At 63.1% G+C, this 26,610-nt stretch carries 21 protein-coding genes; 11 read left to right on the top strand and 10 right to left on the bottom strand.

Annotation, left to right across the window (positions count from 1 at the left end):
* The first annotated feature begins 29 nt into the window (after positions 1-29).
* The 3 genes from GGR38_RS03850 to GGR38_RS03840 are packed head-to-tail and all read left to right on the top strand — an operon-like array spanning position 30 to position 4,363.
* Positions 30-800, top strand: a complete 771-nt coding sequence (locus GGR38_RS03850; RefSeq protein WP_183622828.1) for a cyclase family protein — start codon at positions 30-32, stop codon at positions 798-800.
* A 2-nt stretch (positions 801-802) separates the two neighbouring features.
* Entirely contained in the window at positions 803-2,935 is a 2,133-nt protein-coding gene (locus tag GGR38_RS03845) for a ferredoxin family protein (RefSeq protein ID WP_183622826.1), read from the top strand.
* 12 nt (positions 2,936-2,947) lie between these two features.
* Positions 2,948-4,363: an indolepyruvate oxidoreductase subunit beta family protein gene (locus GGR38_RS03840; protein WP_183622824.1), complete on the top strand. Its 1,416-nt coding sequence runs from the start codon at positions 2,948-2,950 to the stop codon at positions 4,361-4,363.
* A gap of 41 nt (positions 4,364-4,404) precedes the next feature.
* Here the strand turns inward: GGR38_RS03840 and GGR38_RS03835 are convergent, their stop codons facing one another.
* The gene (locus GGR38_RS03835; protein WP_183622821.1) at positions 4,405-5,817 is read right to left on the bottom strand and encodes an amidohydrolase family protein; all 1,413 of its coding nucleotides are present in this window, start codon (positions 5,815-5,817) and stop codon (positions 4,405-4,407) included.
* A 2-nt stretch (positions 5,818-5,819) separates the two neighbouring features.
* Positions 5,820-7,235, bottom strand: a complete 1,416-nt coding sequence (locus tag GGR38_RS03830) for a metal-dependent hydrolase family protein (RefSeq protein WP_183622819.1) — start codon at positions 7,233-7,235, stop codon at positions 5,820-5,822.
* A gap of 187 nt (positions 7,236-7,422) precedes the next feature.
* Between GGR38_RS03830 and GGR38_RS03825 the strand changes: the two genes are divergently transcribed.
* The 3 genes from GGR38_RS03825 to GGR38_RS03815 all read left to right on the top strand — a co-directional run bounded on the left by GGR38_RS03825 (position 7,423) and on the right by GGR38_RS03815 (position 10,483).
* A complete protein-coding gene (locus tag GGR38_RS03825; protein ID WP_183622817.1) occupies positions 7,423-8,730 on the top strand; it encodes a metal-dependent hydrolase family protein in 1,308 nt (435 codons plus the stop codon).
* Positions 8,731-9,183: an Lrp/AsnC family transcriptional regulator gene (locus GGR38_RS03820; protein WP_183622815.1), complete on the top strand. Its 453-nt coding sequence runs from the start codon at positions 8,731-8,733 to the stop codon at positions 9,181-9,183.
* 130 nt (positions 9,184-9,313) lie between these two features.
* Complete coding sequence (locus GGR38_RS03815; RefSeq protein ID WP_183622813.1) at positions 9,314-10,483, top strand: PrnB family protein; 1,170 nt, start codon at positions 9,314-9,316, stop codon at positions 10,481-10,483.
* A 56-nt stretch (positions 10,484-10,539) separates the two neighbouring features.
* Here GGR38_RS03815 and GGR38_RS03810 read toward each other — a convergent pair whose 3' ends face one another.
* Together GGR38_RS03810 and GGR38_RS03805 are read right to left on the bottom strand one after the other, a co-directional pair.
* On the bottom strand, positions 10,540-11,604 hold the full coding sequence (locus tag GGR38_RS03810) for a cupin domain-containing protein (RefSeq protein WP_183622811.1): 1,065 nt from the start codon (positions 11,602-11,604) through the stop codon (positions 10,540-10,542).
* 40 nt (positions 11,605-11,644) lie between these two features.
* Positions 11,645-11,941, bottom strand: a complete 297-nt coding sequence (locus GGR38_RS03805) for a hypothetical protein (protein ID WP_183622809.1) — start codon at positions 11,939-11,941, stop codon at positions 11,645-11,647.
* A 92-nt stretch (positions 11,942-12,033) separates the two neighbouring features.
* On the opposite strand from GGR38_RS03805, the gene GGR38_RS03800 reads away from it, so the two are divergent.
* A complete protein-coding gene (locus GGR38_RS03800; protein WP_183622807.1) occupies positions 12,034-14,421 on the top strand; it encodes a TonB-dependent receptor in 2,388 nt (795 codons plus the stop codon).
* 109 nt (positions 14,422-14,530) lie between these two features.
* On the opposite strand, the gene GGR38_RS03795 is transcribed toward GGR38_RS03800, so the two are convergent.
* From GGR38_RS03795 to GGR38_RS03785, 3 genes are read right to left on the bottom strand one after another with little or no spacing between them, the layout of a single operon-like run.
* Positions 14,531-16,054 carry a M20/M25/M40 family metallo-hydrolase gene (locus GGR38_RS03795; protein WP_183622805.1) on the bottom strand — a complete coding sequence of 508 codons (1,524 nt, stop codon included), beginning with the start codon at positions 16,052-16,054 and terminating at the stop codon, positions 14,531-14,533.
* Between the two features lie 14 nt (positions 16,055-16,068).
* On the bottom strand, positions 16,069-17,226 hold the full coding sequence (locus GGR38_RS03790) for an aminotransferase class V-fold PLP-dependent enzyme (protein ID WP_183622803.1): 1,158 nt from the start codon (positions 17,224-17,226) through the stop codon (positions 16,069-16,071).
* Positions 17,227-17,254: 28 nt separating this feature from the next.
* A complete protein-coding gene (locus tag GGR38_RS03785; protein WP_246404209.1) occupies positions 17,255-18,625 on the bottom strand; it encodes a sodium-dependent transporter in 1,371 nt (456 codons plus the stop codon).
* A 140-nt stretch (positions 18,626-18,765) separates the two neighbouring features.
* Between GGR38_RS03785 and GGR38_RS03780 the strand changes: the two genes are divergently transcribed.
* Together GGR38_RS03780 and GGR38_RS03775 are read left to right on the top strand one after the other, a co-directional pair.
* Positions 18,766-19,233 carry a MarR family winged helix-turn-helix transcriptional regulator gene (locus GGR38_RS03780; protein WP_183622801.1) on the top strand — a complete coding sequence of 156 codons (468 nt, stop codon included), beginning with the start codon at positions 18,766-18,768 and terminating at the stop codon, positions 19,231-19,233.
* Positions 19,233-19,649 (top strand): VOC family protein, encoded by a 417-nt coding sequence (locus tag GGR38_RS03775; protein ID WP_246404208.1) that lies wholly within the window; start codon positions 19,233-19,235, stop codon positions 19,647-19,649. Before GGR38_RS03780 ends, GGR38_RS03775 begins: the two co-directional genes overlap by 1 nt.
* 11 nt (positions 19,650-19,660) lie before the next feature.
* Here the strand turns inward: GGR38_RS03775 and GGR38_RS03770 are convergent, their stop codons facing one another.
* On the bottom strand, positions 19,661-20,557 hold the full coding sequence (locus GGR38_RS03770) for a LysR family transcriptional regulator (RefSeq protein WP_183622799.1): 897 nt from the start codon (positions 20,555-20,557) through the stop codon (positions 19,661-19,663).
* Positions 20,558-20,690: 133 nt separating this feature from the next.
* On the opposite strand from GGR38_RS03770, the gene GGR38_RS03765 reads away from it, so the two are divergent.
* Positions 20,691-23,033 (top strand): TonB-dependent receptor, encoded by a 2,343-nt coding sequence (locus GGR38_RS03765; RefSeq protein WP_183622797.1) that lies wholly within the window; start codon positions 20,691-20,693, stop codon positions 23,031-23,033.
* A gap of 23 nt (positions 23,034-23,056) precedes the next feature.
* A complete protein-coding gene (locus tag GGR38_RS03760) occupies positions 23,057-24,490 on the top strand; it encodes a sulfatase family protein (protein WP_183622795.1) in 1,434 nt (477 codons plus the stop codon).
* A gap of 19 nt (positions 24,491-24,509) precedes the next feature.
* On the opposite strand, the gene GGR38_RS24530 is transcribed toward GGR38_RS03760, so the two are convergent.
* Together GGR38_RS24530 and GGR38_RS03750 are read right to left on the bottom strand one after the other, a co-directional pair.
* Positions 24,510-25,883 carry an ATP-binding protein gene (locus GGR38_RS24530; protein WP_183622793.1) on the bottom strand — a complete coding sequence of 458 codons (1,374 nt, stop codon included), beginning with the start codon at positions 25,881-25,883 and terminating at the stop codon, positions 24,510-24,512.
* Entirely contained in the window at positions 25,880-26,584 is a 705-nt protein-coding gene (locus GGR38_RS03750) for a response regulator transcription factor (RefSeq protein WP_183622791.1), read from the bottom strand. Before GGR38_RS03750 ends, GGR38_RS24530 begins: the two co-directional genes overlap by 4 nt.
* Positions 26,585-26,610: the final 26 nt, after the last annotated feature.

The following is a 26,610-nucleotide window of genomic DNA, read 5'->3' as shown; positions in this document are numbered from 1 at the left end:
TCCCGATCATAATCTTTCCGGGAGCCTTTATGTCCACACTCAACATGCTTGCTCAATCCCTTGCCTCTGGCGCGGTGCGGGTTGTCGATCTGACCCAGACGCTCTCGGAAGATACGCCGCTGCTGATCCTGCCCGAACCCTTTGGGCAAACGGCGGCTTTCTCGCGCCAGGAAATCTCGCGCTATGATGATCGCGGCGTGGCATGGCACTGGAACAATTTCACCGTGGGCGAGCATACCGGCACCCACTTTGACGCCCCGGTGCATTGGGTGACGGGCAAGGATCTGGCGGACAACACGGTGGATCGTCTGCCGGTTCAACCGCTGATCGCGCCCGCCGTGGTGCTGGATTTTTCGGCGGAATGCGCCGCCGATGCTGACTTCCTGCTGACGGTGGAACATATCGAGCGTTGGGAATCGCAACATGGTCCGATCCCCGCCGGGGCTTGGGTGCTTTTCCGCACCGATTGGTCGAAGCGCGATGTCGATGCCTATACCAACCGCGCCGCCGATGGGCCGCATACGCCCGGGCCGTCGACGGCGGCGGTTGAGGCGCTGATCGCGCGCGATGTGATCGGCTTTGGCGTCGAAACTATCGGCACCGATGCAGGCCAGGCCTTCGCGCTGACCCCGGCCTATCCGGCGCATACTTTGTTCCATGGCGCGGGAAAATATGGGCTGCAATGCCTTGAAAACCTCGATCAATTGCCCGCCACCGGCGCCATCGTGATCGCCGCCCCGCTCAAAATCCGTGACGGTTCGGGCAGCCCCTTGCGCGTTCTGGCGCTGGTCGAGGGCTGAACATGGCCGAGCGTTCGTTTAAATCCGAAGTCAAGAAGCTGACCGCTGGTGAGGGCGAGACCTTCACCGGCGAGGGCATTCTGGCCGTTACCAAGGGCTTGCTGCAATCGGGCGTCGCCTATGTCGGCGGCTATCAGGGCTCGCCCATCAGCCACCTGATGGATGTGTTTGCGGATGCCAATGATCTGCTCGCCAGCCTTGGCGTGCATTTCGAGGCCAGCGCTTCGGAGGCGACGGCGGCGGCCATGCTGGCGGCCAGCGTCAATTATCCCCTGCGCGGGGCGGTGACGTGGAAATCGGTGGTGGGCACCAATGTCGCCTCCGATGCTTTGTCCAATGTAGCCAGCGGCGGGGTGACGGGCGGCGCGCTCATCATCGTGGGCGAGGATTATGGCGAAGGCTCCTCGATCATGCAGGAGCGCACCCATGCCTTTGCCATGAAGTCACAGATGTGGCTCCTCGACCCGCGCCCGAACCTGACCAGTCTGGTCGATGCGGTGGAGCAGGGTTTCCGCCTGTCCGAAGCCTCGAACACGCCGGTCATGCTGCAAATGCGGGTGCGCTCGTGCCATATGACCGGCAGCTTTATCGCCAAGGACAATGTGCGTCCGGCCATGACCGTGGGCGAGGCCGCAGCGGCCCCAGTGCGCGATACGCAGCGTATCGTGCTGCCCCCGGCCAACTTCCTGCATGAGGTCGAAAAGATCGAGCAGCGCTGGCCCGCCGGTATTGCCTATGTACGCGATAATAAGCTCAACGAATGGTTCGGACAGGACAGCGAAACGCCCGAGATCGGCATCATCGTTCAGGGCGGCCTGTATAATAACCTCAACCGCGCGATGGAATTGCTGGGCCTTGCCGATGCCTATGGCAGCAGCAAGATTGCGGTCTATTGCCTCAATGTTGCCTATCCGCTGATCCCGGAGGAGGTTTCGGCCTTCTGCGCTGGGAAACAGGCTGTGCTGGTGGTCGAGGAAGGCCAGCCCGAATTTATCGAGCATGAGCTGAACACTCTGGTCCGTCGCGCCGATTTGCAGACGCGGATTGTGGGTAAGGACATGCTGCCGCGCTCGGGCGAATATTCCGCCGCCGTGATCCGCGATGGTCTGGGCAAGTTCCTGCGCGCCCATGCGCCGCATCTGGCCCCGGCGGAGGTCAAGCCCGATCCCCTGCCGCGCGACGTGGCGATGGAAATCCCCCAGCGCCCCGCCGGTTTCTGCACCGGATGCCCGGAGCGCCCGGTATTCGCCGCGATGAAGCTGGTGGAAAAGGAACTGGGGCCGACCCATGTTTCGGCGGATATCGGCTGCCACCTGTTCTCGATCCTGCCGCCGTTTGACATTGGCAATACGACGATGGGCTATGGCCTTGGCACGGCGGGCGCTTCGGCCTTTAAGCCCAAGGACAAGCGCGCGATTGCGGTGATGGGCGACGGCGGTTTCTGGCACAATGGGTTGACCAGCGGCATCGGCAATGCGGTGTTCAACAAGGATGATACCGTCACCCTGATCATCGACAATGGCTATTCGGCGGCCACGGGGGGGCAGGATATTCTCTCGTCCCGCGCCGACAACCCGGAACGCGTGACCAAAAACCCCATTGCCAAGGCGGTGCAGGGCGTGGGCGCGAAATGGGTCAAGCTGGTCGAGCGGACCTATGACGTGGCCAAGATGCGCGATCTGCTGCGCGAGGCGATGACCAGCCCGGAAAAGGGGCCGAAAGTCATCGTCGCCCAATCGGAATGCATGCTCAACAAGCAGCGCAGAGTGAAGCGCGAACAGGGCAAGGTACTGGCTAATGGTGGGCGCGTGGTGCGTGAACGTTTCGGCGTCGACAGCGACACCTGCACGGGCGACCATGCCTGCATCCGCCTGTCGGGCTGCCCCTCGTTGACCATCAAATCGAACCCCGACCCGCTGCGTCAGGACCCGGTGACGCATGTGGAGAACAGTTGCGTGGGCTGCGGTCTGTGCGGCGAGAATGCCCATGCCGCGATCCTGTGCCCCAGTTTCTACCGCGCGCGGATCGTCAGCAATCCGACGGGCTGGGAAAAGTTCCGGCAGGGCTGGCGCGCGCGGATCGTCGGCTGGATGCAGGCGCGCGATGATCGCGCCCGTATGGCTCGCGCGTTTTAAGGATTACCGCAGATGACCGAGAAGAACCGTATCGCCATTGCTATTCTGGCGCTGGGTGGACAGGGAGGCGGGGTGCTGGCCGAATGGATTCAGCATGTCGCGCGCGAGGCGGGCTGGCTGGCGCAGGGCACATCGGTGCCGGGTGTGGCGCAGCGGACCGGATCGACCGTCTATTACGTTGAACTGGCGCGTGCCGGGGCCGATGGCCGCATGCCGATCATGGCGCAAATGCCGATGCCGGGCGATGTCGATGTCGTGGTGGCGTCTGAACTGATGGAAACGGGCCGCGCGGTGCTGCGCGGATTTTCCACCGCGGGCAAGACCACGCTGATTGGATCGACCCACCGCATCTATGCCATTTCCGAAAAGCAGGTGGCGGGCGACGGGCGCGGCAATGGCGAGAAGATCCTTGCCGCGGCCCGCGAACGCTCGGCCCGCTTCATCGGTTTCGATATGGAGGCCGCCACCGAGCGCACCCATAGCGTGATCAGCGTGATCATGTTCGGCGCGCTGGCGGGCAGCGGCGCCTTGCCTTTCCCGCGGGAAGCCTTTGAAGCCGCGATCCATCACAGCGGCAAGGCGGTCAAAAGCAACCTTGCCGGTTTTGCCGAGGGCTTTGCCCGCGCGCAGGGCGAGATCGCCATGCCGCAGGAGGAGGGGCTCGAGATCCCCACGCCGACCACCACGATGGGTAAGGTGCTGGCCGCGCGGGCGCGGGCGGGCCTTCCCGATGCGGCGCTGGCCAATGCGCTGCACGGGCTGGCCAAGCTGATGGATTATCAGGATGGCGACTATGCCGCGCTCTATCTGGATCGACTGGAACGGATCGCCGCCCTGGACCGCGCGCCTTTCGACCTGACGCAGGAGGCCGCGCGCCATCTCGCCCTTTGGATGGCCTATGAGGACACGATCCGCGTGGCCGATCTGAAAGTGCGCGCCGCCCGGTTTGAACGGGTGCGCGATGAGGTCAAGGTGAAGGACGGACAGGTCCTGACCGTCACCGAATTCATGCATCCCCGGCTTCAGGAAGTGGCCGAGAGCCTGCCGGCATGGCTGGGGCGGCGGGTGATGGGGTCGGCATGGCTGGACCGGGCACTGTCCAAGGGGCGGCATGTGGAAACCACCTCGCTGCGCTGGTTCATCGCGCTGCGTCTGGTGGCGATGGGCCGGGGCTGGCGGCGCAGCACCTTGCGCTATGCCGAGGAACAGGGCCGGATCGAGGCATGGCTGGATCGCGCCCAAAAAGCAGCCCGCACCGACCTTGCCCGCGCCGCCGAGATCATCCGCGCGCAACGCCTGATCAAGGGCTATGGCGATACGTTCGAGCGCTCTCTGGAACGCTTTGCCGCGATCATGGCGCAGGCCGATGGCGGAGCGGGGGCCGAGGCTCTGCGCGATGCGCGCGAAACCCTGCTCAAGGCGGCCTGAAAAGCAGGGGAGGGGCCGCTTTGGCGCCCTCCCCTATTCCCCTATCGTTGTTGACGCCGCAGGCCCCGCTTGCCGCCGGGCAGAGGCAGCTTGTCCTCATCGACCAGCGCGCCCTGTTTGATCACCGCCACGATGGCCTTGGCATTGTTGATGTCGCGCGCCGGATCGGCCGAGAGCAGCACTGCATCGGCGATCTTACCGCTTTCCACGCTGCCCAGATCCGCCGCCCGGCCCAGCAGCATCGCGCCATTGAGTGTGGCCATCCTGATAATCGCGGCGGGCGCGATGCCCTGCTGCTGCAACAATTCCATTTCCCGATGCACCGCCGGGCCCAGCGACTGATCTGTGCCGATCGCCACCACGCCGCCCGCATCATGGACCTTGCGAATATTCTCGGCCGCCACCGGCGTCATCAGCTTCATCCACCATGTCCACCCCCGCGCCTTCCACGCGGGCAGGGTTTCCTTGCGCAGGGTCTCGATTTCCTGCGGGGAAAGCGCGGCCTGATAAAGTGGCTGATCGAGATATTCGGGATGTTCGACCAAGCGGCTATAGCCATCGCCAATCGTCAGCGTGGTGGCAAAGGGCGTCTTTTTCGCACCCATTTCTCGGGCAAAACCCTCGCTGATCGGTGCCTGGATTACCGGATGGGCCAGCGCATCGGCCCCGACCGACAGCGCCTCGACCGTGCGGATTTCGTTGGAGGTGTGAACCACGGTGCGAATGCCGTGGCGATTGGCCTCGATGATGATCTGCTGCATCAACGGCAAAGGCATCAGGGACACCATCGGGCGCGTGCCCCAGCCATGTTCCTCATAGGTGATCTTGACGATATCGGGCTTCTGCTCGCGCAGATAGGCGAGGAATTTGGGCCGATCCGCAGGCCAGTCGGCGATCCGCACCGCCACCGCATCGCCATGGCTGCCGGGATAGGTGACCAGATTGCCGGTGGCCAGAATATGGGGCGCGGCGATCTTGCCCGCCCGCTCCTCGGCGCGCAGGCGCAGGACATAGGGCGCATAATTGCCAGCATCGAACAAGGTGGTCACGCCGGAATAGAGATAGCCTGCCAGCACGCCCACGCCCATCTCATGGGCCTTTTCAAGCTCGGCGGCGGAATAGGTCGGCTGAATGGGCAGATCATCATCATCGAGCGGCGCCTCGGCCGCCGGATTGGCATTGGCGGGCAGGCGCAAATGGGCATGCGTTTCGATCAGGCCGGGGATCAGGAATTGCCCCGTGGCATCGATATGCCGCCCGCTCGCACGCGGAGCCGAGGCGGTAGGCGCTACAAAGGTAAAGCGGCCCTTGTCGACCCCCACGCTCATATCGGCGCGGGCGGGGGCGCCGGTGCCGTCCAGCAAGGTCACATGATCGATGATCAGATCCTCGGCGCGCGCCGAGTTTGCGGCCAATGCGGAGGCCAAGGCCATGACGGATAGAAACGCACGCATATTCACTCTCCCTGCGCGATGCCTGATTGTTTGAAAATGATGCCGTCGCGCATCACGAAACGGACATTGAGAACCTGCGCAATATCGCGGATCGGATCGCCGCCCAGCGCAATCACATCGGCCAGCATACCCGGCGCAATCCGCCCGCGATCCTTCAGACCCATGGCGGCGGCGGCATTGACCGTGCCGGTTTTCAGCGCCTCCATCGGGCTCATTCCGGCGGCGACATATTCGATCATCTCGCGCCCGTTGGTGCCATGGGGTGAAATGCCCGAATCCGTGCCCAGCGCGATGGGTACCCCCAGCCGCACCGCCATGCGCGCCAGCTTCTTCGGCTGATCGCCCAGCAGCAGCATCTTGGCCATGGAGTTTTCGTTGAGATTGCGGAACGGTCCGGCGCGCACCTTGTCGGGCGTATCGCCCACCCAATCGATGGGCCAGACCGTGGGCACCAGCCATGTGCCCCGTGCCTTCATCGCTTTGAGGCTTTCCTCATCCGCCCACATCGCATGTTCGATACTGTCATAGCCCGCGCGCACGGCGGCATCGATGCCTTCCTTGCCATGGGCATGGGTGGTGACTTTGCGGCCCATCGAATGCGCGGTCCAGGCGATGGCCTGCAATTCGGCGTCGGTGAATTGCTGGCCGGTGCCGGTGTCCGAACTGTCGGTGACGCCGCCGGTTACGTGGACCTTGATGACATCGGCCCCGGCGCGGATCGCCTCGCGGGTGGCGCGCATGCAATCGTCAGCCCCGTTGCAGGTGTTGCCGCGATCCGATGCCGCCAGCAGCGCCTTGCGCAAGCCATGGACATCGGCATGGCCGTTGGTGGGGCTGATCCCGGCGCCTGCGGCAAGGATATGCGGCCCGGCCACGATTCCGGCCCGCACCGCATCGCGCAAAGGATAGATCGCCCCGTCCGGCGCGCCCAGATCGCGTACCGTAGTGAAACCCGCCATTAGCGTGGAGCGCGCATTGCGCGCGCCATTGAGGGCGAAGAACCCATCCTCCTCGCGCAGAGCCGCATCAGGTATTCGCCCTGCGATGCCGCCGCTGGTCAGATGGACATGGACATCCATGAAGCCCGGCATCACAAATTGATCCTTGAGATCAATGACCTCAGTATCGGCGGGCAGGCCCAGAGCGGCGGGTTCCGGCCATCCGGGGTGGATCGCGGTAATCCGGCCATCGGCCCCGATCACCAGCGTGCTTTGCCCTCGCGCCGCCTCGCCCGGAACGGCCAGCAGGGCCCCGGCGCGCAGCAGGCGCAGGCGGCTATGTTCGGCGTCGGGCTGAGCGGGGGAGCCCGGTGTTTCCAGGGCGGCCCGTGCGGCGGGCGACAGGGCATTTTGCGCCTGAACCAGCGCCGGGGCGCAAAGCAGGCCGGACATCAACGCCCATCGCAGCAGGTGTGGCATAGAGGACCTCATAAAATGGGAGTGGCGGATGGAGGGCGGAAAGGAGCACGGAGCAATTCGCTCTTTAACGTATGCAAAATCATATGATATAATTCATGCTGACGCAAGTTTCAGCAATAGCTTCCGATCAAAATTGCGCTATCATCACGATGAAGGCAGGCCATCGCCGCCGGGGGAAAGGGAATTTATGCGTAAACTGGCATGTCTGGCTCTGGCTGCAACGATGTTGGCCTCGGTTCCGGCCTATGCGGGCGATGTGGTGGTCCATGCCGGGCGGCTGATCGACGGGGCGGGCGATGCGGTGCGCGAGAAAGTCTCGATCCTGATCCATGATGATCGCATCACCGGGATTGAGGCAGGCTTCGTCACGCGCCCCGGCGCGGCGGTGGTCGATCTGTCGGACAAGACGGTGCTGCCCGGCCTCATCGACACCCATGACCATATCACCCATGGTTTCCATCCCGGCGATCCCATTCGCAACGCCGTGACGCGCAGTGATTTTCAGCATGCCATTGATGCGACCGCCTATGCCCGTGCCACCTTGCTGGCGGGCTTTACCTCGGTGCGCGACTGCGGGGGCGAGACGGCGGTGGTCGTGGCCCTGAAGCGCGAGATTGCCGATGGGGCAGTGCCGGGGCCGCGCCTGTGGGTGGCGGGTTCGCCGCTGGGACCGACGGGCGGGCATGGCGATGCGGCCAATGGGCTGAACGCCGAGATCGCAGAAGTCCCTTATATTGCTGACAATCTGGTCGATGGGGCCGATGATGCGCGCCGCATCGTGCGCCGCCTGCACCGCGAAGGGGTGGATCTGATAAAGATCATGCCTTCGGGCGGGGTGATGTCGATTGGCGACAATCCCGACTGGCAATTGATGACGGATGAGGAAATCAAGGCGGTGGTGGAAACCGCTCATGCGCTGGGGATGAAGGTGGCGGCGCACGCGCATGGCAAGCAGGCGATTGACCATGCCATCACGCTGGGCGTCGATTCGATCGAGCATGGATCGTTTGGCGATGCGGGCAGCTATAAGCTGTATAAGCAATATGGCACCTATCTGGTGCCCACGATGCTGGTGGGCGACAAGGTTTATCAGCGGGCCAAGACTCATCCCGAACAGTTGAACCCTTCGACCGCCGACAAGGCTTTGCATGTCGCCCCGGTGCTGCGCAAAAACCTGCATGACGCCTATCTGGCGGGGGTGAAGATCGCCTTTGGCACCGACACGTTCGGCATGTCGGCGCATGGTGAGAATGCGCAGGAATTCGCGCTGATGGTGGATGCAGGGATGAAGCCGATGGATGCGATCCGGGCCGCCACGGGTGTTGCCGCCGAATTGCTGGGCAGCAAGGACGTGGGCCGCATCGAGGCGGGCCGCTTTGCCGATCTGGTGGCGGTCGATGGCGATCCGTTGCAGGATGTGCGGCGGCTGGAAAAGATGTCCTTCGTGATGAAGGGCGGGGTCGTGGTGAAGCAATCGGGCAAGAGCGCGCTGTAAATGAACAAGTTCGACCGCGCCATCCTGCGCGCGCTGGAGCGCGATGCCCGCCAGTCCTTTGCCGATCTGGCCGAGGAGGTGGGCATGTCCAAGACACCTTGCTGGAACCGGGTGCAGGGGCTGGAGGCATCGGGTGCGATCCTTGGCTATCGCGCGATGGTCGAGCCGGAAGCGGTGGGGCTGACGCTGGACGCCTTTGTGCAGGTGTCGGTCAGCTTTGCCGATCATGCCGCGTTCGAGGCGGCGGCTTGCGAGCATCCCAGTGTGATTGCCTGTTATACTACGGCGGGCGATGCGGATTATCTGCTGCATGTGATGGCGCGCGATGTGGCGCATCTGGACGGATTGCTGCGCGGGCAATTGCGCCGGATGCCGGGGGTGGAGCGGTTCAACACCACCATTGGCATGAAGCGGATCAAGCGGGCAGGGGCGGTGATGGCGGCGGTGGAATAGGGTTCCTTGCGGTGACATACGAATTGCGATCTGTTCTCTAACAGGCCCTTTCTACGGGAAATCAGGAACCCTTTTCCAGTAGAGCTGGAATAGGATCTTGCGGATCACCTCTTGCCGGAGCCTATGCGCCATGTCCCCTGATGCCGCCCTCAACCGATGGATTCGCCACGATTTCGCCGCGATCAACACCGCGCTGGAGGAACTCTATTTCGCGCAAGGCGACCGCGCGCAGGTTGAGGGTATCGGGACGGATCTGAAGGCCGAACTGGTGCGCCGGGGCGAGGAATTGCTCGCGCCCCTGCTGGCCGAGGGGCGCACGCATGACGGGTTTGACAGCGCGCTCGAATTGCTGGGCGATGTGGGCATGTATCTGGGGGCGCTGCGCCGCCATGAACTGACCAACCCGGATCGTGAGACCACCTCGCCCTTTGCCACGGCCAGCGCGCTGGCGCTGCATGTGGGCGTGTCGATCGGCATGGCGCCGCGTTTCGCCACCGCGCATCTGGCCACGCATAATCGCGCGGTGGGCGGATTGCGGCGCAGTTTCACAACATTGCACGATGAATTCCTGTTCATCGACGAAAACACGCGGGGTATTTTCGGCCTGCAAAGCGCGGCCTATGCGTTGACCCGTCTGGTGCCGCTGGGGGCGAGCAGCCCGGTGGCCGACGTGTTGTTTGCCGAGGCCGAGGGGGCATTAAAGGGCGTGGCGGCGTGCAATGCGCGCTTGTTTGAAACGCTTGACATCGATCGGTTTTTCTATTGCGTTCGGCCCTATTATAAACCCTATCGCGTGGGGCGGCAGGTCTATCGCGGGGCCAATGCGGGCGATTTTGCCGGGATCAACGAGATCGACCTGATGCTGGGCCTGTGCCGGGCCAGCGATCCCTATTATGCGCAATTGCTGCATGAAAAGCTGCCCTATATGCTTCCGGCCGAACAGTTGCGCCTGCGTGAGAGCATGAGCCGCCGATCGATCCTCGATCAACTGCTCGACCATGTGGAGACAGACCGCGATGCGCCTTGGTTTGTGGCCAATGTGCGGGCCTTTCTGGGCGTATGCGATGCGTTTGGCGCGATTGCGGCCCAGCATCACGATCAGCTTGTCAGCCGTTTCGTGGCCGGTCCGGCCCAGACGATGGCGCCGGGCCATATGCAGGGCATCACCGCGAGCGGGCCGCCGCTCGAGGCTCTCTTGCGCTCGCTCGAAATCCTGCGTGATCTGCGCATGGCCGCGCCGCGCGGCGATATTGCCAGCCGCCATGACGATATGGCCCGCCTGCGCGCTGCCATCGCCTAAAAGAGAAGGGGAGCCCTCAAGCTCCCCTTGCTCCTCCTGCGAACGCCCTTTGCGGGTTATTCGTAATTGATACCCGGATTGGTGCCGGGATGGATCAGGCCCAGCACGTCGAGCCCTTCATCGCAGGTGCATTGCAGCGAATGGCGGATCTTGCGCGGGAAGAAGATGACGTCACCCGCCTTGACCGGGGCGCGGAAATCATCGTTCCAGATGACCCCGGTGCCTGAGATGATGATGAGCGCCTCCTCGTAAAGGTGGCGGTGCATCTCGGCCTTGGAGCGCGGGATATGGCCGATGAATTGCGCGGTGTTGCGCAAGCCGTGGCGATCGTCGAGCAGCACCTGGAAATAGCGCGGGCCCATGGCCTGCCGGGCATCCTCGTCGATTTTGGCGATGCGTTCGGGCCACGCCTCGTCAAAATTCGCGCCCATTTCCGCGCGTTCGGACAGGTTGTTGCCGCCGGGGCATTCCGAGACATAGACCGCCAGCGGGCTCGAGGCGGTCAGGCGAAAGCCCTCGCCGCGCCGGATATAGACGCCGCAGGAGCCATCGAAGGGAAAGCTGCGCCCCTCGATTTCGACCACGCCCGCGCCGTGCCGCACCCACAGCACCACATCACCCACATCCGAGGCCAGCACCGGCGAAGAACCGGCAGGCAGTGTCAGATAGAATTGCGACTGAAATTGCGCGCCCGTTTCCGGCGCGACCAGCCGAGCCAGCGCATAGGCATCGCTCATCGCAGGCGGTGACACCACATAGCAGGGCGTGTTGAGGCGGGCGAAACCATCGGCATCGGCCTCGACCAGCGTGGTGTTCTGCGGCTCTTCCTCGTCCTTGTATCCGCCCGGCAGGTTCGAATGTTCACCATCGCAGAAGGGGCCGGTTTTCGTCTGCTTGCATCCGCACAGCAGCACTTCCTCGGCCTCCTTGGCGACATATTCGATGGGTTCAAACCCGGTGCCTTCGTGCGAAACGCTGTCGCAGAAAGGCTGGCGCTTGGACAGGCCGCAGGCGCACCATTTGATCTTCTGACCGGCGCGCAATTCGCGGTAATAGGGCTTGCGACTGGCGATATGAGCCTTGCGGGCGGAACAGGTGTCGGCGGCTTTGCACTCGGTCACAGCAGACTTCCTCGATTGATGCGGGTGGGGGATACCGCGCCTAAAACATGAAAACGGATATATATCCTGATGCAAATTGCGGCAAGTCCGAATCGCTATCGCCCCCGGCTTTCCGCCATTTTTCGATGCTGCGGCGCAGCGAAACGGCCAAAATCATGGCAAGGGGCAAAATTGCGTAGGCGATGCAAAATAGTGTCATATGCAAGTTAAATGGCGGAATTGCGCGCCTTTGCCCGCCCCGCCAATCCTGCAAAAGCGGGCAATTTGCCAAGCTGGTAAAATGCTGCATCATGCGCCAGTTGATTTCATATGATTTTGCATTCAATGATTGTGTCACATCCCGGCAAGACCCCGATTGGCGCCATACAGCACAAGCCATCTGCCAAAAGGGCCGGGCCAGACCAATCCATAACCCATTAAGGGGGGAACATGAGACCTGCCACTTTCTCGCGTCTGACCGCTCTGCTCTGCACCTCCGCCAGCCTTCTGGCGCTTGCCCCGATGAGCGCCCATGCGCAAAGCGCCGAAGCTGCCTCGGCCCCCGGCGAAATCGTGGTCAGCGCCCAGCGCCGCAATGAATCGCTCTCCAAGGTTCCCATCAGCATCGCCGCCTTTACCGGCAAGGATCTGGAAAAGACCGGCATCACCGACGTCTCGGAACTCTCCAAGGCGACCCCCGGTTTCCATGTCAGCCCCGGCGCGACCATCGGTGGCGGCAACAACATCTCGATCCGCGGCGTTTCCACCACGCAGGGCGCGGCCACGGTCGGCATCTATATTGACGACGTGCCCACCCAAAGCCGCGCCAACAACTGGACCCAGCCGGTCAGCCCCAGCCTGTTCGACCTTGAACGCGTCGAAGTGCTGCGCGGCCCGCAGGGCACGCTTTACGGCGCCAGCTCGGAAGGCGGCACGGTTCGCTTCATCACCACCGCACCCAGCCTCAGCCAGTGGAGCGGCAAGGCGGTTGGCGAGGTCAACACCAATGCGAATGGCGGCATCGGCTATGAAACCGGCGTTGCCATGGGCGGCCCGCTGATCGCCGACAAGTTGGGTATCCGCGTCTCGGTCGACAATCGCCGCGATGGCGGCTTCATTGACCAGATGTCGCGCACCGTGGCGGGCAAGGTGTTGAACAGCAACATCAACAGCACCGACAACACTTCTGTCCGCGTGGCGCTGACCTATGCGCCCAATGACAAGCTGACCATCACGCCCTTCTTCAATTATCAGCGCCTGCATGGCAATGACAATGGCTTGATCTGGTCGGGCATCTGGCCCACCTCGGGCAAGTATCAAAGCTTTGAGCAGACCAGCACGCCCTATACTGACGAGATCAAGATCGGCAGTCTGAAGATGGCCTATAACTTCGGCGGGGCCACGCTGACGTCGATCACCTCGGGCAACTGGCGCGATCTGTCGCGCGTGGATGATTACACGCAGGTGGCCGCCTATAACATCTTTGGCGCTGGCGGCACGCGGGCCTTCATGGCCAACAACCCCAATTTCGGCTCGCCCCAATCGACCGCCACCAAGCAGACCCTGTTTACGCAGGAAATCCGCCTGACCACCAATGACCAGACCGCGCCGGTTTACGGCACGGTGGGTGTGTTCCTTTCCACCTCCAAGCAATCGCTGCTTCAGGTCGAATGGGGCGACGCCAATGCGTCCTATCCCTCGGCGGTCTATTTCCTTCAGAGCGGCAATCTGGTGCCCAGCAACGCCTTCAACTATACGGTCAACGGTGGCCCCTATTCGGCAGGCGGCATTCTGGCCAGCAAGTATCAGGTGGAAATCGACCGTCAGGCCTCGGCCTTTGCCGATGCGACATGGAACGTGACCAGCAAGCTGAAGTTCAACGCGGGCGTTCGCGTGGCGCGCCAGAGCTATTCGTTCCAATATATCGGCAATGGCTATTTCCAGGGCGGGGTCCAGATCCTGCCGCTGACCTCGACCAAATCAACGCCGATAAACCCCAAGTTCAACATCTCGTGGCAGGCCAACCCCAACCTGCTGCTCTATGCCACCGCGGCCAAGGGCAACCGTGCGGGCGGGGCCAACCGCCCTATCCCATCGGCACGCTGCGCGGCTGATATTGCCCAGAACGGCAGCATCCCCCAGACCTATGGCGATGACAGCGTGTGGAGCTTTGAAGGCGGCATGAAGGGCCGCTTCCTTGGCGGCAAACTGTCGGTTTCGGGCAGCGGCTTCTATCTGAAGTGGCACAATGTTCAGCAGAACCTGTCGCTCTCGAATTGCTCGTTCAGCTATGTCGGCAATTTCGGGGATGCGACCAGCAAGGGCTTCGACCTGTCGGTTTCCGCCCGACCGACCAGCTGGGCCACGATCAGCGGCAATGTTGGCTATACGAAGGCGACGCTGGACCAGAACGTGACCGGCACCGCGAACGCCACCACCGGCATCGCCCCGGTTCTGGCCACCAAGGGCAGCGCTTTGTCCTTCGTGCCGGATTGGACGGCGGATGTGGCGCTTGACCTCAACCATGCGCTGCCGTGGTATGGGCTGAACGGCTCGCTGCGCGTCGATTATCAGTATGCGGGCCAATATACGCGCACCCCGGCGCTGGGTTCGACCCTGTATAATGCCATCAATTTTCAGGGCGATGCCTATGAACTGGTCAATCTGCGCGCGGGCGTGGCGAAGGACGCATGGACCTTCTCGGTGTTCGCCAAGAACCTGACCAATGCCTATCCCACGCTGTACAAAAGCTCGCAGTCGGGGGCGGCCAACATCTTCCTGATGACCTCGACGCTGGCGCCGCGCACGATTGGCGCCAATTTCACCTATCGCTGGTAATGATAAGGGGGAAGGCGGCCTTTCGCCTCCTTCCCCTCGGCCCAAAGCGGGCATTAAAAAAGGGCGAGGAGGACATATCCCGCTCGCCCTCTTTGTTGTTCCGGCGCGATTACGGTTTGCGCGAAATCAGCGAAACGAGGCTGTGAACGCCCTGCGCATAATTGCCCAGCCGCAGGTTTTCATTGGCGGCATGTTGGTTGTCGTCCAGATTGACCAGCGGCAGGATCACCACCGGGGCCTTCAATTCGCGCACCAAAGGCTCGGTCGGCACGCCGCCGCCCATCAGCGGGATCACCACCGGATCGCCGCCGAAACTGTCCTTTAACCCCCCGATCAGCCAGCGCCCCATCGGCTGTGCCGGATCGGTGAACAAGGCCTTGGAAAAGCTGCCGCCCTTGATCGTGGCCAGCAGGGGATAACGGGCGCGTTCCTCGGCGCTGGGCGGGCCGTCGGTCAGGTGAAAGCCTATGGCCTCGGCCTGCGCGCGGATGAGGGCGAATTCATGGTCGAAGCTGACGCCGGGCACCGTGCGCAGATCGAGCGCCGCGCTGGCGTCCGCCGGGATGATCGAACGGTCCAGCACGCCCCCGGAACCGGCAAACAGGCCCACCAGATTGAGCGTGGGCACCGCCATCGCCTCGCGGTAATTGGGCACAAAGCCTTCCGCCTTGGCCACGCCCGCGCGCTTCAACAGGCCCGCCTCGTCATCCTCGACCGGATAGGCTTTGACCGCCGCCTTGAACGCCGGGTCGATGCCATCGTAATAGCCCGGCAATGTCACCTTGCCGTCGGCATCCTTGAAACTTGCGATCAGGCGCGTCAGGTTCTGCGCCGGATTGGGCACGACATTGCCGTAATGGCCCGAATGCATCGCCTCGGACGGGCCATAGACCTTGATGGTCAGCCCGCCCCCGCCGCGATGGCCAAAGACCACCGTGGGCTTGTTGCTGGCATGCATCGGCCCGTCCAGCATCACCACGACATCACCCGCCAGATCGGCGCGATTGTCGGCCACCACCTTGGCCAGCGTGGGCGGGCCGCCTTCCTCATGCGAATCCGCGATAAAGCGGATGTTGACCGCAGGCTTGCGCCCAGACGCCTTCATGGCATCGACCGCCGCGATCAGCATCATGATCGGCGCCTTGTCATCGGCGGCGGAGCGGGCAAACAGGCGCGCGTCCGATTGCGGCCCGGCTTGCGCGCTCAGTTGGTCGAGCGGCAGCGTGGCGCATGTGTCCATGTTCGCGCATGCGCGCAACACGGGCGTAAAGGGATCGGCCTGTTTCCACTCCTTGGGATTGACCGGTTGCCCGTCCATATGGGCATAGAACAGGACTGTTGGCGCCTTGGGACCAGCTCCGGCCCATTCGCCCCACACCATCGGCGTATCGCCATCCGGCAGTTGCCGGGCCTTCCAGCCATGGGCCTTCAATTTCGCCTCCAGCCATGCGGCATTGACGCGAATATCGGCGCTGGACTTGGGCGTGACATTGGGCAGGCGCAGAAATTCCACCAATTCGCCAAGCGTGGCGACGGTGGCCTTGGTTTCCGCAGGCGTGATCGGGCCAGCCAAGGCGCTGCCCGCGATCAGGGCGAGCGGGACGGCAAGAAGCGAGCGATGAAATTTGATCATTTTCAGCAATTTCCTCAAGCCAATAGGGCGCGGTTGGCGATCAGAGCATCCAAAAAGCGGTCCACATCGGCAAGCGTATTGTAGAAATGGAACCCTGCGCGCAGCCGCCCGTCGCGGCATGAGGTGATGACATCCTGCTCGGCAAGGGCGGCGACCAGCGCATTGTCATCCCGCGCCACCACGGTCAGCAAAGGCCCGCGCCGCGCCGGATCGGTGGGCGAACCGGGGGCGATGCCTTCCTGCGCCAGGCGCTCGATCGTCAGCGCGGTCAATTGCCCGATCCAGTCGCCCACGGCGGGCAGGCCGACCTCGCCCAGAACCTTCAGTCCCGCCGCGCAGGCAATCGCGCTGGGGACAGGAGGCGTTCCGGCCTCGAAACGGCGGGCGGTAGGGCTGGGGCTGTTGGCGAAGATGTCCATCGCGTTGATATCGGCCTGCGCAAACCAACCGCTGGTGCGCGGGGTGATCTGTTCCACCACGCGGGCGCTGGCATAGAGAAAACCTGCGCCCGCCGTGCCCAGCAGATATTTGAGGAAGCCGCCGACATAGAAATCGACGCCCAGATCGGCGGGGCGGATCTCTTGCGTGCCGATGATCTGATAGCCGTCCAGAATGACCAGAGCGCCCAATTCATGCGCGCGTGCCACCACGGCGCGAATATCCGCGTCGGGAATGCGTCCGCCATGGCGATAGCAGACATGCGAGAGCGCCACGATGGCGGTCTGCTCGTCAATGGCCGAAAGCAGCGCGTCGAGCGGGATCAGGCCGTCTTCCGTCTCGGCCACATGGACGACCTGCGCGCCCGCCTGTGCCTGCGCGTGCCAGATCTGGGCGCTGGTGGGGAAATCGAAATTGGTGACCACGATCTTGGGCCGCGCCGCATAATCGAGCGAAGAGGCCACCGCATTGATCCCCGCCGAGGCCGAGGCGGTGATCGCCACCTCATCGCCCGAAACGCCCAGCAGCGCGGCCACTTGCCCACGCAGCCCTTCATTGGCCATTACCCATCCGCCCCAATCGGCGCCGACCTCTTCGCGCCGGTCGAGATAGGAATCGAAAGCGGCCCGCACCCCGCGCGCCAGCAGGCCATAGGAGCCGGAATTGAAATAGGCGAGGCGCGGCAGCGAGGGGAACTGGCTGCGCAGGGCGTCAAGATCAAAGGAAGGGGTCACGCGATAGTCTCCGAATAAAGGGGGCGGATCAGCGGCTAAGCTGCGAGATCATCAGCACCAGAATGGACAGCGGCACGATGACCGCGGTGAACAGCCGCCACACTTTGTGCAGCGCCGGGGGAAGGGTGGTTTCGGACGCGCTGAGGCGACGGCGCAGCGCGTAACCGGCAAAGAGTGCGATCAGCAGCGCGTTGATCGGCAGAAGAAACTCGCTGATCCCATGGTCGAGCGCGTCAAAGAAAGTCTTGCCGCCAAAGCCGGGGATGAAGGCGAGGGGATGGACATCCTTGAGCGTGCTGAACGACAGCAGCGAGGGCAGGCCCACCATCCAGATCGCAAGACCCGTGCCATAGGCCACCAGCGGGCGCGACCATTGCTTACGCTCCAGCCAATAGGCCGCGACCGGTTCGAGCATGCCCACCGCCGTGGTGAACGCCCCCAGCGTAATCAGCGCAAAGAACAGCGCGGCGATGAATTGCCCGCCCGGCATCGCGCCAAAGGCGACCGGCAGCGTCACGAAAATCAGGTTCGGCCCCTCAGCGGGGGTGAGGCCATGGGCCAGCACGATGGGAAAAATCGCCAGCCCCGCCAGCAGCGACACCGCCACCACCGATCCGGCCACCACGCCCGCCGATTTGGGCACCGAAACCCCGGCAGGAAGATAGGCGGCATAGGTCATCAGCACGCCCGCGCCGATGGCGGTGGAAAACAGCGCCTGCCCCATGGCGGTCAGCAGGCTGGCGGGCGTCAGGCGGGCAAAATCGGGCGCGATCAGGAAATCGACCGCAGGCCCCAGACCCACCGTGATTGCATTATACAAAACCAGCCCGATCAGCACGGTGAACATCGCCACCATTTTGATGCGCGAGACGATCTCGATCCCGCGCTGGACGCCAAGGGCGACCACCGTGGCGGTGCCCATGATGAAGGTGAACTGCATCGCCCCCTGTCGCCACGGCGATCCGATCAGCGTTTCGAACAGATGGTGCGAGGAATCGGCATCGGTTCCGGCAAAACCCTGGGTGATGGCGACGCGCGTGTAGTCGAGCGACCAGCCCGCCACCACGCTGTAATAGCTCAGCCCAAAGAAGGGGACGGCAAGGCTGAGCCAGCCCACCACACGCCAGAAAGACGAGGCGTTCTCCTCGGCCACCAGCCGCCGGACCGATCCGACCACGCTGCCCATGCCCGCTTTGCCAAGGCTCATTTCGGCGATCATCAAAGGCACGCACAGCGCCGCGATGAACAGCACATAGACCAGCACAAAGGCCCCGCCGCCATTGGCCCCGGCCACATAGGGAAAGCGCCAGAGGCTGCCCAGCCCGATGGCCGCCGCCGCCGTCGCCAGCACGAATCCAAGGTTGGAGGTCCACAGGTCCTTGTTATTTTGGCTGCTCATCATTGTCCCCATGGCGCTTTGCGGGGGCTGCGCCATTCATATTCATAATCATATACATTCTGAAATGAATTGTGCAATATGGAGTCACCGGATGGAAATCCTCGCCAAATTGCGTAAAGGAGCCAGGGGGAGCCAGATCTATGAACCCTGATATGACCAATGACACGGACGCCGATGGCAATGGCTGGCTGGGAGATTTCCTGCCTTATCAGATCTATCGCGTCAGCAGCCTGATGAACATCCGTCTGAGCGGGCGGTTGAAGGCCAGCGGGATCAACCTGTCGCAATGGCGCGTGCTGTCGGTTTTGCGATCGCAGGGACAGATGTCGATGTCGCAGATTGTCGACCGCACTCTGATGGAACAGCCCACGATCAGTCGAGTCATCAGCCAGTTGCACAATGACGGCATGGTCGAGCGCGAGATTTCGCCCGAGGATTCGCGCGTGGCGCTGGTGTCTCTCAGCGAGCGAGGGCGCGAATTGTTCGATGAGATCGCGGTTTCGGCGGTGCGCCATCAGAAAATTGCGCTCGACGGGGTCAGCAAGGCCGATATTGCCGCGCTGCGCCGCGCCCTGTCGCAGATCGAGGCGAATATCAGCGAGGTTTGATGATGGATGCCCCCCGCGCCCAGCCCGACCAGCCCGAACCGCATCCCCATATCGGCGGGGGCTATACGATCTTCTATTATGACGATCTGGCGAGCGCGGCGGATTGGTACGCGAGCGTGCTGGGCCTGACGCGGATGCTGTCGGCGCCGGGGCTGGAGATTTTTCGCCTGGGCGGTTCGTCCTGCGTGGCGCTGGTGGGCGCGGGCTATGGCAGCCAGATGCCGGTGCGCGAGACGAACAAGGGCGTGATCCTCTCGCTGGAAACCGAGGATCTGGAAGGCTGGCATGCGCGCCTGTTCCGCATGGGCGTGGCGGGGGTTGGCGAAGGGTTGCAGACCGGGGTGGACGGGCGCACTCTGGAGTTCAAGGTGCGCGATCCGGGCGGCTATTGCGTCGAATTTTTCGAATGGATCTGATGCGTCCGGCGTCAATCCTCTGACGATGCGGTCAGGCCCACCGCTACTGTGGTGAAGAATTCGCGTAAGGCCTGCGCATGATCGGGCCGCAGATGGGGGGAAAGATAGAGCCTCGTGTGCCAGGTGCCCAGATTTTGCACCCGCTCCAGCAGGCCCGCAGGCGCCAGCGAGGTGACGATGCTGGAGAGCACCACCAGCGCGCCTGCCCCTTCGGCCGCCATGCGAATGCCGACATCGTGAAAGGGATAGTGCCCCGCGATGCGGAAATGGACCCCGGCATGGCGCAAATATTTGATCTGGGCCGCCGCATCGGGATGCTCGCTGTTGGGCAGCAGCAGGTCGATCGGCAGCGCCGGATTGGCCCTGATCCGCGCCGCGATTGTCGGACAGGCGAAGAGGGCCATCTCGGTTTGCGCCAGCAGATCGGAATGCGGCAATTCGTCCGCCGCCTTAACATTCAGCAGGGCGCCCTGAACCTTGTCGGTAAGGATGGCCTGCTTGAGCCAGCGGCGGGCCTTGGGTAGGACCAGATTGAGGTTGATATCGGGATGCCGCCGCAGAAAATCCGGCAGCGCCGGACGCAGGGCATCTTCCAGCAGATGCGGCCCGGTATGGATGGTGATGCTGGTGGGAAGGGGGGCGGCAGGGGCCAGCCTTTGGCCCAGCGCCAGACCTTGGCGGACGAACAGGATCGCGGCCTCGCGAAATTCCTCGCCCTCGGGCAGCAATTGGATGGCCGCGCCCCGGCGGCGGCGAAACAGCGCTCCGCCCAATTGTTCTTCGAGCAGGCAGATCTGATGGCTGATCGCCGCCTCGGAAATGCCCAGCGCTTCCGACGCCCGGCGAAAGCCTTCCGCCTCGCAGACTTTCAGGAATATTTCGATCTGGCGGATGGTGAAGCGGAACATGCATGCAAGATAACCGATAAGTTCTGCCTTGTCACTTATGACAAGGCCGGCCCCCTTTGCATGGGCGCGGCGGCCCGCCCTAGGTTCCGCCTAACGCACCGGCGACAAGCCGGGCGAGCAGGGGGAGAGGACAATGCGCAAATCTGCAAGAATGCATTATGCCCTATTGGCGTCGGGCGCGCTGATGATGGTTCAGGCCCAAGGCGCCTTGGCGCAGGAGGCCCAAAAGCCCGAGGCAACCATCGGCGAAATTGTGGTCACGGCCCAGTTCCAGTCGCAGAAATTGCAGGACACGCCGCTGGCGATCACCGCCATCAACGCCTCGGGGCTGGAGGCGCGCTCGATCAACCAGATTGCCGACATCAGCAACAGCGCGCCGGGCGTGCTGCTCAAGCCTTCCGCCGCCGCTTTTGGTCCTGCGGTCACGGTCTTCGTGCGCGGTCTGGGGCAAAGCGACAGCAGCATCGCGATGGAACCGGGCGTGGGCATGTATGTCGATGATGTCTATTACGGATCGCTGTTCGGCGCCAATTTCGACCTGCTCGATCTGGAACGGGTGGAAATCCTGCGCGGGCCGCAAGGGACGCTGGCGGGCAAGAATTCCATCGGCGGGGCGGTCAAACTCTACAGCCGCAAGCCGGACGGGCGCGGCGCGAATTACCTTGAGGCCAGCTATGGCTCGCGCAATCTGCTCAGCTTTCGCGGCGGCGGCGATTTCACCATCGTGCCGGACAAGCTCTATGCCCGCGCCTCAGGCGTCTATACGAGGCAGGACGGCTATGTGACACGGTATGATTATGGCTGTATCCATCCGTCATCGGGGGTTCCGGCCGCGGGCATTTCCACCAATTGCGTGCTGGGCCACGAAGGCGACAAGAATTACGGCGGCGGGCGTCTGGCCCTGCGCTATACGCCCAATCCGCAATGGACGGTCGATCTGTCGGCCACGGTGATCAAGGACAATTCGGAGGTTGCCCCCACGGTCCTGCTGGCCGCGAACAGCACTTCGACGGCCTATTTTGCGCCCTATAATCCTGCGCTCTTTGTCGTGCCCGCCGGGGCCAATTACAATTACGCCACCTATGCCACGCCCGCCTTCACCGATCCTGCGATCTATAATGGCAAAGTGGGCGCAGGCAGCCATCCTGCGATCAGCGTGCCCACTCATAATGACCTGCTGCAAAGCTCGTTCAACGGGACGATCACATGGCATCCGGGCGAGCATCTGACCCTGACCTCGATCACCGGTTATAGCCGCAGCAACATCGGCTATGGCATTGACGGCGACGCCAGCCCGATCACCACGCAAACCGCGCTCTATCAGGCGCGCAGCCGCCAGTTCAGCCAGGAATTGCGCCTCAATGGTCGCGCTCTGGGCACCTTGCTCGATTGGACCGTGGGGGGCTATTATTACCGGGCGAACAACAATTTTGCCGGCTCGAACATCCTCTATCCCGGCAAGCCGTTCGAAAACCTCAACGCGCCCGATGATGATGCGATTTCCACCAACAAAAGCCTCTTCGGTCAGGCGATCCTGCATCCGCTTTCGGGCCTGAACCTGACCGGCGGCATCCGCTATACCGGGGACGCCAAGGATTACACCTATCGCCGGTATAACCCGTTCCTGTCCGGCGTGCCGACCTTTACGGCGGCGGGCGTGCTGACCGGGGTGCAGAGCCATTACAGCGCCAACAAACTCGATTACAGGGTCAATCTGGATTACCGCTGGAACGATCAGTTGATGACCTATGCGCAGGTTTCCACCGGTTTTCGCGGCGGCGGCACCAACCCACGGCCCTTTGTCCCGGAACAGGCGGTGCCTTTCTATCCCGAAACCATCACCGCCTATGAGCTTGGTTTCAAGAGCGATTTGTGGTCGCGGCGGTTGCGGGTGAATGGCTCGTTGTTCCTCAACGATTATGCAAACATCATCTTTGCCAATACCGCGCCCACGGCCAACAGCGCGCTCAACGCCACGCCCACCAATGTCGGATCGGCCCAATATAAGGGCGCCGAATTGGAAGTGACCGCGCGGCCCGTGGGCGGCATGCTGATCGACGCCAGCGTCAGCTATCTGCATTTCCGCCTGACCTCAATCAGCGCGGCGGGCGTGGTCATTCAGGGCGTGACGCTGGCCAATGCCGCGCCTTTTGCCCCGGCGTGGAAGGCCTCGATCGGCGCGCAATATGGGCTGGAGACGAAGATCGGCACTTTCACCCCGCGCGTGGATTACAGCTATCAGTCGTCCTATTTCACCGCCATCGCCAACAATCCCGAAGGGCAGGTGGGCGCTTACGGCGTGGCCAATGCGCGGCTGACCTTCGATTCTCCGGCCAAGGACTGGCGCCTGTCGCTGGCGGTGCGCAACCTGTTCGATGCGACCTATTACAACAATAAATTCTTCAATCTGGGCATGACCCTTGCCCAACCGGCGGCGCCGCGCGAAGTGTCGGTGACGCTGCGCCGCAATTTCTGATCATTCCTTTAAGGACAAATTTCATGGCTTCGTTATCGCGACGTTCGCTGATTGCCGGATCGACGGCTATGATGGGGGCGGGCCTGATGCCCGAACTGGCCAGAGCCGCCACGGGCAAGGAGCAGCGCCCGCCCAATATCCTGTTCATTCTAGCCGATGACATGGGTTTTGCGGATCTCAGTTGCTATGGGCGGCGTGATTACGCCACCCCGGCGCTCGATGCTCTGGCCGCGCAAGGGGTGCGCTTCACACAGGCCTATGCCAATTCGGCGGTCTGTTCGGCCACGCGCACGGCGCTGATCACCGGGCGTTATCAAAACCGGCTGACCGTGGGACTGGAGGAACCCTTGGGCCAGCGCCCGGTCGGGCTGCCCGCCAGCCACCCCACTTTGCCCTCGCTGCTGCGTAAGGCGGGCTATGGCACGATGCTGATCGGCAAATGGCATCTGGGGGCGCTGCCCGATTATGGGCCGCAGCAAAGCGGCTATGACCATTTTTGGGGCTTTCGCGGCGGCGGTCTGGACTATTTCACCCACAAGGCTTTCGGCAAGGCGGACCTGTGGGATGACGCGCGCCAGATCGACCAGCAGGGCTATCTGACCGACCTGCTGGGCGCCAAGGCGCGCGAGGTGATCACCGACTATGCGCGGCAGAATAAGCCTTTCTTTATGTCGCTGCATTTCAACGCGCCGCATTGGCCGTGGGAAGGGCCTGAGGACGTGGCCGAAGCTCGCCGTCTGGACGAGAGCGGCAAGCCGATGGCCATGTTCCATTTCGACGGGGGCAGCGCCAAGATCTATGCGCAGATGGTCACGCGGATGGATTATCAGATCGGCCTGACGCTCAAGCACCTGAAAGAACTGGGGATGGAGGACAATACGATTGTCGTCTTCACCAGCGACAACGGCGGCGAACGTTTCTCCGACACCGGCCCCTTCACCGGGCGCAAGACCGAGCTGCTGGAAGGCGGCCTACGCGTGCCTGCCATCGTCCGCTGGCCCGGCGTTGCGCGTCCGGGCGCGGTCAGCGCGCAACCGATCATGACGATGGACTGGCTGCCCACCTTGCTGGCGGCGGCGGGGACGACGCCCGATCCGGCCTTCCCCTCCGATGGCGAAAATTTGCTGCCCGCCCTGCGCCGTCCCGATCAGGCGCATGAGCGCAGTTTCTCATGGCGCTATCTTAATCTCAATCAGGAAGCTTGCCGCAAAGGTGACTGGAAATATCTGAAAATCCTGAACAACACTTTCCTGTTCCACGTGGTGGACGATCCGCAGGAGCGCGCGAACCTGAAGGATCGGATGCCGGAAAAATTCCGCGAAATGCAGGCGGAGTGGCAGAGGTGGAACGCGCAAATGCTCCCCCTCGATTATGACGCGGGGACCAGCGGCTTTACCGGAGGCCAATTGGCCGATCATTTCGGCATCGAAAAGGCCCAGACATTTGTTCGGCCCTAATCCTAGGGACACGTGAGCCTTAGGGCCATTGATGTGGAAAATCGAAGCGGATGGTCAGCCCGCCCTCGGGCCGGTTGACCGCCGCCACGCTGCCGTCATGCAGCGCGGTAATCCGCGCCGTGATCGCCAGCCCCAGCCCGGCCCCACCGCTTTGCGCGCCGCGCGCCTTGTCCACCCGATAGAAGGCTTCAAAGATCCGTTCGAGCGCCTCATCCGGCACGCCCTCGCCCCGGTCGGCAATCGAGATGGAGAGCCGGTCGGGGCCGGTTTCGAGCGTGACGGCAATCTGTTCGCCTGCGGGCGAATGGCGGATCGCATTGCGCAGCACATTGTCAAAGGCGCGGCGCAGAAGGTCGGGATCGCATGGCATTCCGACACCATCGGGTGCATTCAGGCTCAGCGCGATCCGGCGCTGATCGGCCTCGATCCGCGCATCATCCACCGCCTCGCCCAGCAATTCCGCCAGATCGACCACCTGCCTGTCCAGTTGCCGTCCCGGCGTACTCATTGCCGAAAAGCGTAAAGTGTCACCGATGATTCGGTCCAGCCGGTCAATGTCGCGCTCGACCCGCGCCAGATGGGTTTCCAGATCCCCTGCATTCTGCCGGGCCAGCGCCGCCGCCACCCGCAGCCGCGTCAGGGGAGAACGCAATTCATGGCTGATATCGCGCAGCAATTCATCCTTGCTGTCGAGCTGTTGCCGCAACCTTTGCGCCATCGTGGTGAATTCGCCCGCCAGACTGCCCAATTCGTCCCGCCGCGCCATCAGCCAGTCTTCGGGCCGCGCGCCCAGATCGCCCTCGGCCAACCTGCGCGCGCTGGCCTGCAGTGCCACCACGGGGTGGCTGATCTGGCGCGCCAGCCACCATGCCATCGCCCCGCTGACCCCCAGCGCCAGCAGACCCATCGCGATCCAGACATCATAGGAGCCCAGCACATCAAAAGCTGTGGCCCCGGGCCATCCAGCCACCAGCCGCCATTGCCCGCCCGGCAAGGGGGAGGAGAGCAGCATATGGTCGCGCCGCCGCATAAAGCCGGGGGTGGCATTGCCAGATGACGGGGCGCCCGGTGGCGGGCTTTTCGTTGATGCCTGATCGAGATGCAATTGCGCCGGCACCGTGCGCCCCAGCATGTCGCGCCCCTGCGCATCCAGCACAAAGACCATGATATTGTCGGCCCGGCGCGCCTCGCCCGTCAGCCATTGGCGCAATTGCGTATCGCCGCCCTCGCGCCACGCCTGCGATGCGCCGCGCAGCAAGGCGCCCGGATCGAAGGCTTCCAGCGCCTCGGCCCGCGCCCATGCCACGGCCACCGTCACCCCCACCGCCGAGGCCGCAATCAACGCCATGGCCAGCCAGAAGCTGAGGAAAATACGCGAAAAAATCGATCTCACGCGGCGGCCTTGCCGCCCAGCGCGACCAGCACATAGCCCTGGCCGCGAATGGCCTTGATATCGACCATGCCCGGCGCGGCGGCGGACAATTTGCGGCGGATGTTGCTGATATGGGTATCGATGCTGCGATCCTGATTGAGCAGCCGCCGCCCCAGCACGGCCTGCGTCAGCGCATCGCGGCGGTGGATTTGCTGTGCCTCGCCCGCCAGCATTTCCAGAATGCGGAACTCTGTGCCCGTCAGGCCCAACGGCACGCCCGCCAGGCGAGCGACGAAGCGCGTGGCATCGACCTCCAGCCCGGCAAAACCGGCGGGCGCGGGGCGCGGCGGCTCACGGGTTTCAAACCGGCGCAGGATCGCGCGCATCCGCGCCACTAATTCGCGCGGGTTGAACGGCTTGGGCATATAATCATCCGCGCCCAGCTCCAACCCGACGATGCGGTCCAGATCGCTGCCCCGCGCGGTCAGCATCAGCACCGGCATCATTGAGGTCTGGCGGAGTTGGCGCAGCACCTCCAGCCCGCCAAGGCCGGGCAGCATAATATCCAGCACCGCCAGCGCATAATGCCCTTGCCCCGCCACGTGCAGCGCCTCCAGCCCATCATGCACCGCGCTCACGACAAAACCCTCGGCGCCCAGATATTCGCCAAGCATATCCGTCAGTTCGGCATCATCATCAATGATCAGCACCGGGCAGTTCATGCCTGCGCCTCTCCCATCTGGCTTTC

The organism is Novosphingobium sediminicola (assembly GCF_014196525.1).
GTDB classification, from domain to species: domain Bacteria; phylum Pseudomonadota; class Alphaproteobacteria; order Sphingomonadales; family Sphingomonadaceae; genus Novosphingobium; species Novosphingobium sediminicola.
The sequence above is the reverse complement of the archived record's forward strand: the minus strand, read 5'-3'. Positions and strand labels throughout refer to the sequence as shown.

Bases quoted from the DNA above. Each gene is read 5' to 3' on its own strand.
- GGR38_RS03850 (WP_183622828.1), top strand. From the start codon at position 30: ATGTCCACACTCAACATGCTTGCTCAATCCCTTGCCTCTGGCGCGGTG.
- GGR38_RS03845 (WP_183622826.1), top strand. From the start codon at position 803: ATGGCCGAGCGTTCGTTTAAATCCGAAGTCAAGAAGCTGACCGCTGGT.
- GGR38_RS03840 (WP_183622824.1), top strand. From the start codon at position 2,948: ATGACCGAGAAGAACCGTATCGCCATTGCTATTCTGGCGCTGGGTGGA.
- GGR38_RS03835 (WP_183622821.1), bottom strand. From the start codon at position 5,817: ATGCGTGCGTTTCTATCCGTCATGGCCTTGGCCTCCGCATTGGCCGCA.
- GGR38_RS03830 (WP_183622819.1), bottom strand. From the start codon at position 7,235: ATGCCACACCTGCTGCGATGGGCGTTGATGTCCGGCCTGCTTTGCGCC.
- GGR38_RS03825 (WP_183622817.1), top strand. From the start codon at position 7,423: ATGCGTAAACTGGCATGTCTGGCTCTGGCTGCAACGATGTTGGCCTCG.
- GGR38_RS03820 (WP_183622815.1), top strand. From the start codon at position 8,731: ATGAACAAGTTCGACCGCGCCATCCTGCGCGCGCTGGAGCGCGATGCC.
- GGR38_RS03815 (WP_183622813.1), top strand. From the start codon at position 9,314: ATGTCCCCTGATGCCGCCCTCAACCGATGGATTCGCCACGATTTCGCC.
- GGR38_RS03800 (WP_183622807.1), top strand. From the start codon at position 12,034: ATGAGACCTGCCACTTTCTCGCGTCTGACCGCTCTGCTCTGCACCTCC.
- GGR38_RS03795 (WP_183622805.1), bottom strand. From the start codon at position 16,054: ATGATCAAATTTCATCGCTCGCTTCTTGCCGTCCCGCTCGCCCTGATC.
- GGR38_RS03785 (WP_246404209.1), bottom strand. From the start codon at position 18,625: ATGAGCAGCCAAAATAACAAGGACCTGTGGACCTCCAACCTTGGATTC.
- GGR38_RS03780 (WP_183622801.1), top strand. From the start codon at position 18,766: ATGAACCCTGATATGACCAATGACACGGACGCCGATGGCAATGGCTGG.
- GGR38_RS03775 (WP_246404208.1), top strand. From the start codon at position 19,233: ATGATGGATGCCCCCCGCGCCCAGCCCGACCAGCCCGAACCGCATCCC.
- GGR38_RS03770 (WP_183622799.1), bottom strand. From the start codon at position 20,557: ATGTTCCGCTTCACCATCCGCCAGATCGAAATATTCCTGAAAGTCTGC.
- GGR38_RS03765 (WP_183622797.1), top strand. From the start codon at position 20,691: ATGCGCAAATCTGCAAGAATGCATTATGCCCTATTGGCGTCGGGCGCG.
- GGR38_RS03760 (WP_183622795.1), top strand. From the start codon at position 23,057: ATGGCTTCGTTATCGCGACGTTCGCTGATTGCCGGATCGACGGCTATG.
- GGR38_RS03750 (WP_183622791.1), bottom strand. From the start codon at position 26,584: ATGAACTGCCCGGTGCTGATCATTGATGATGATGCCGAACTGACGGAT.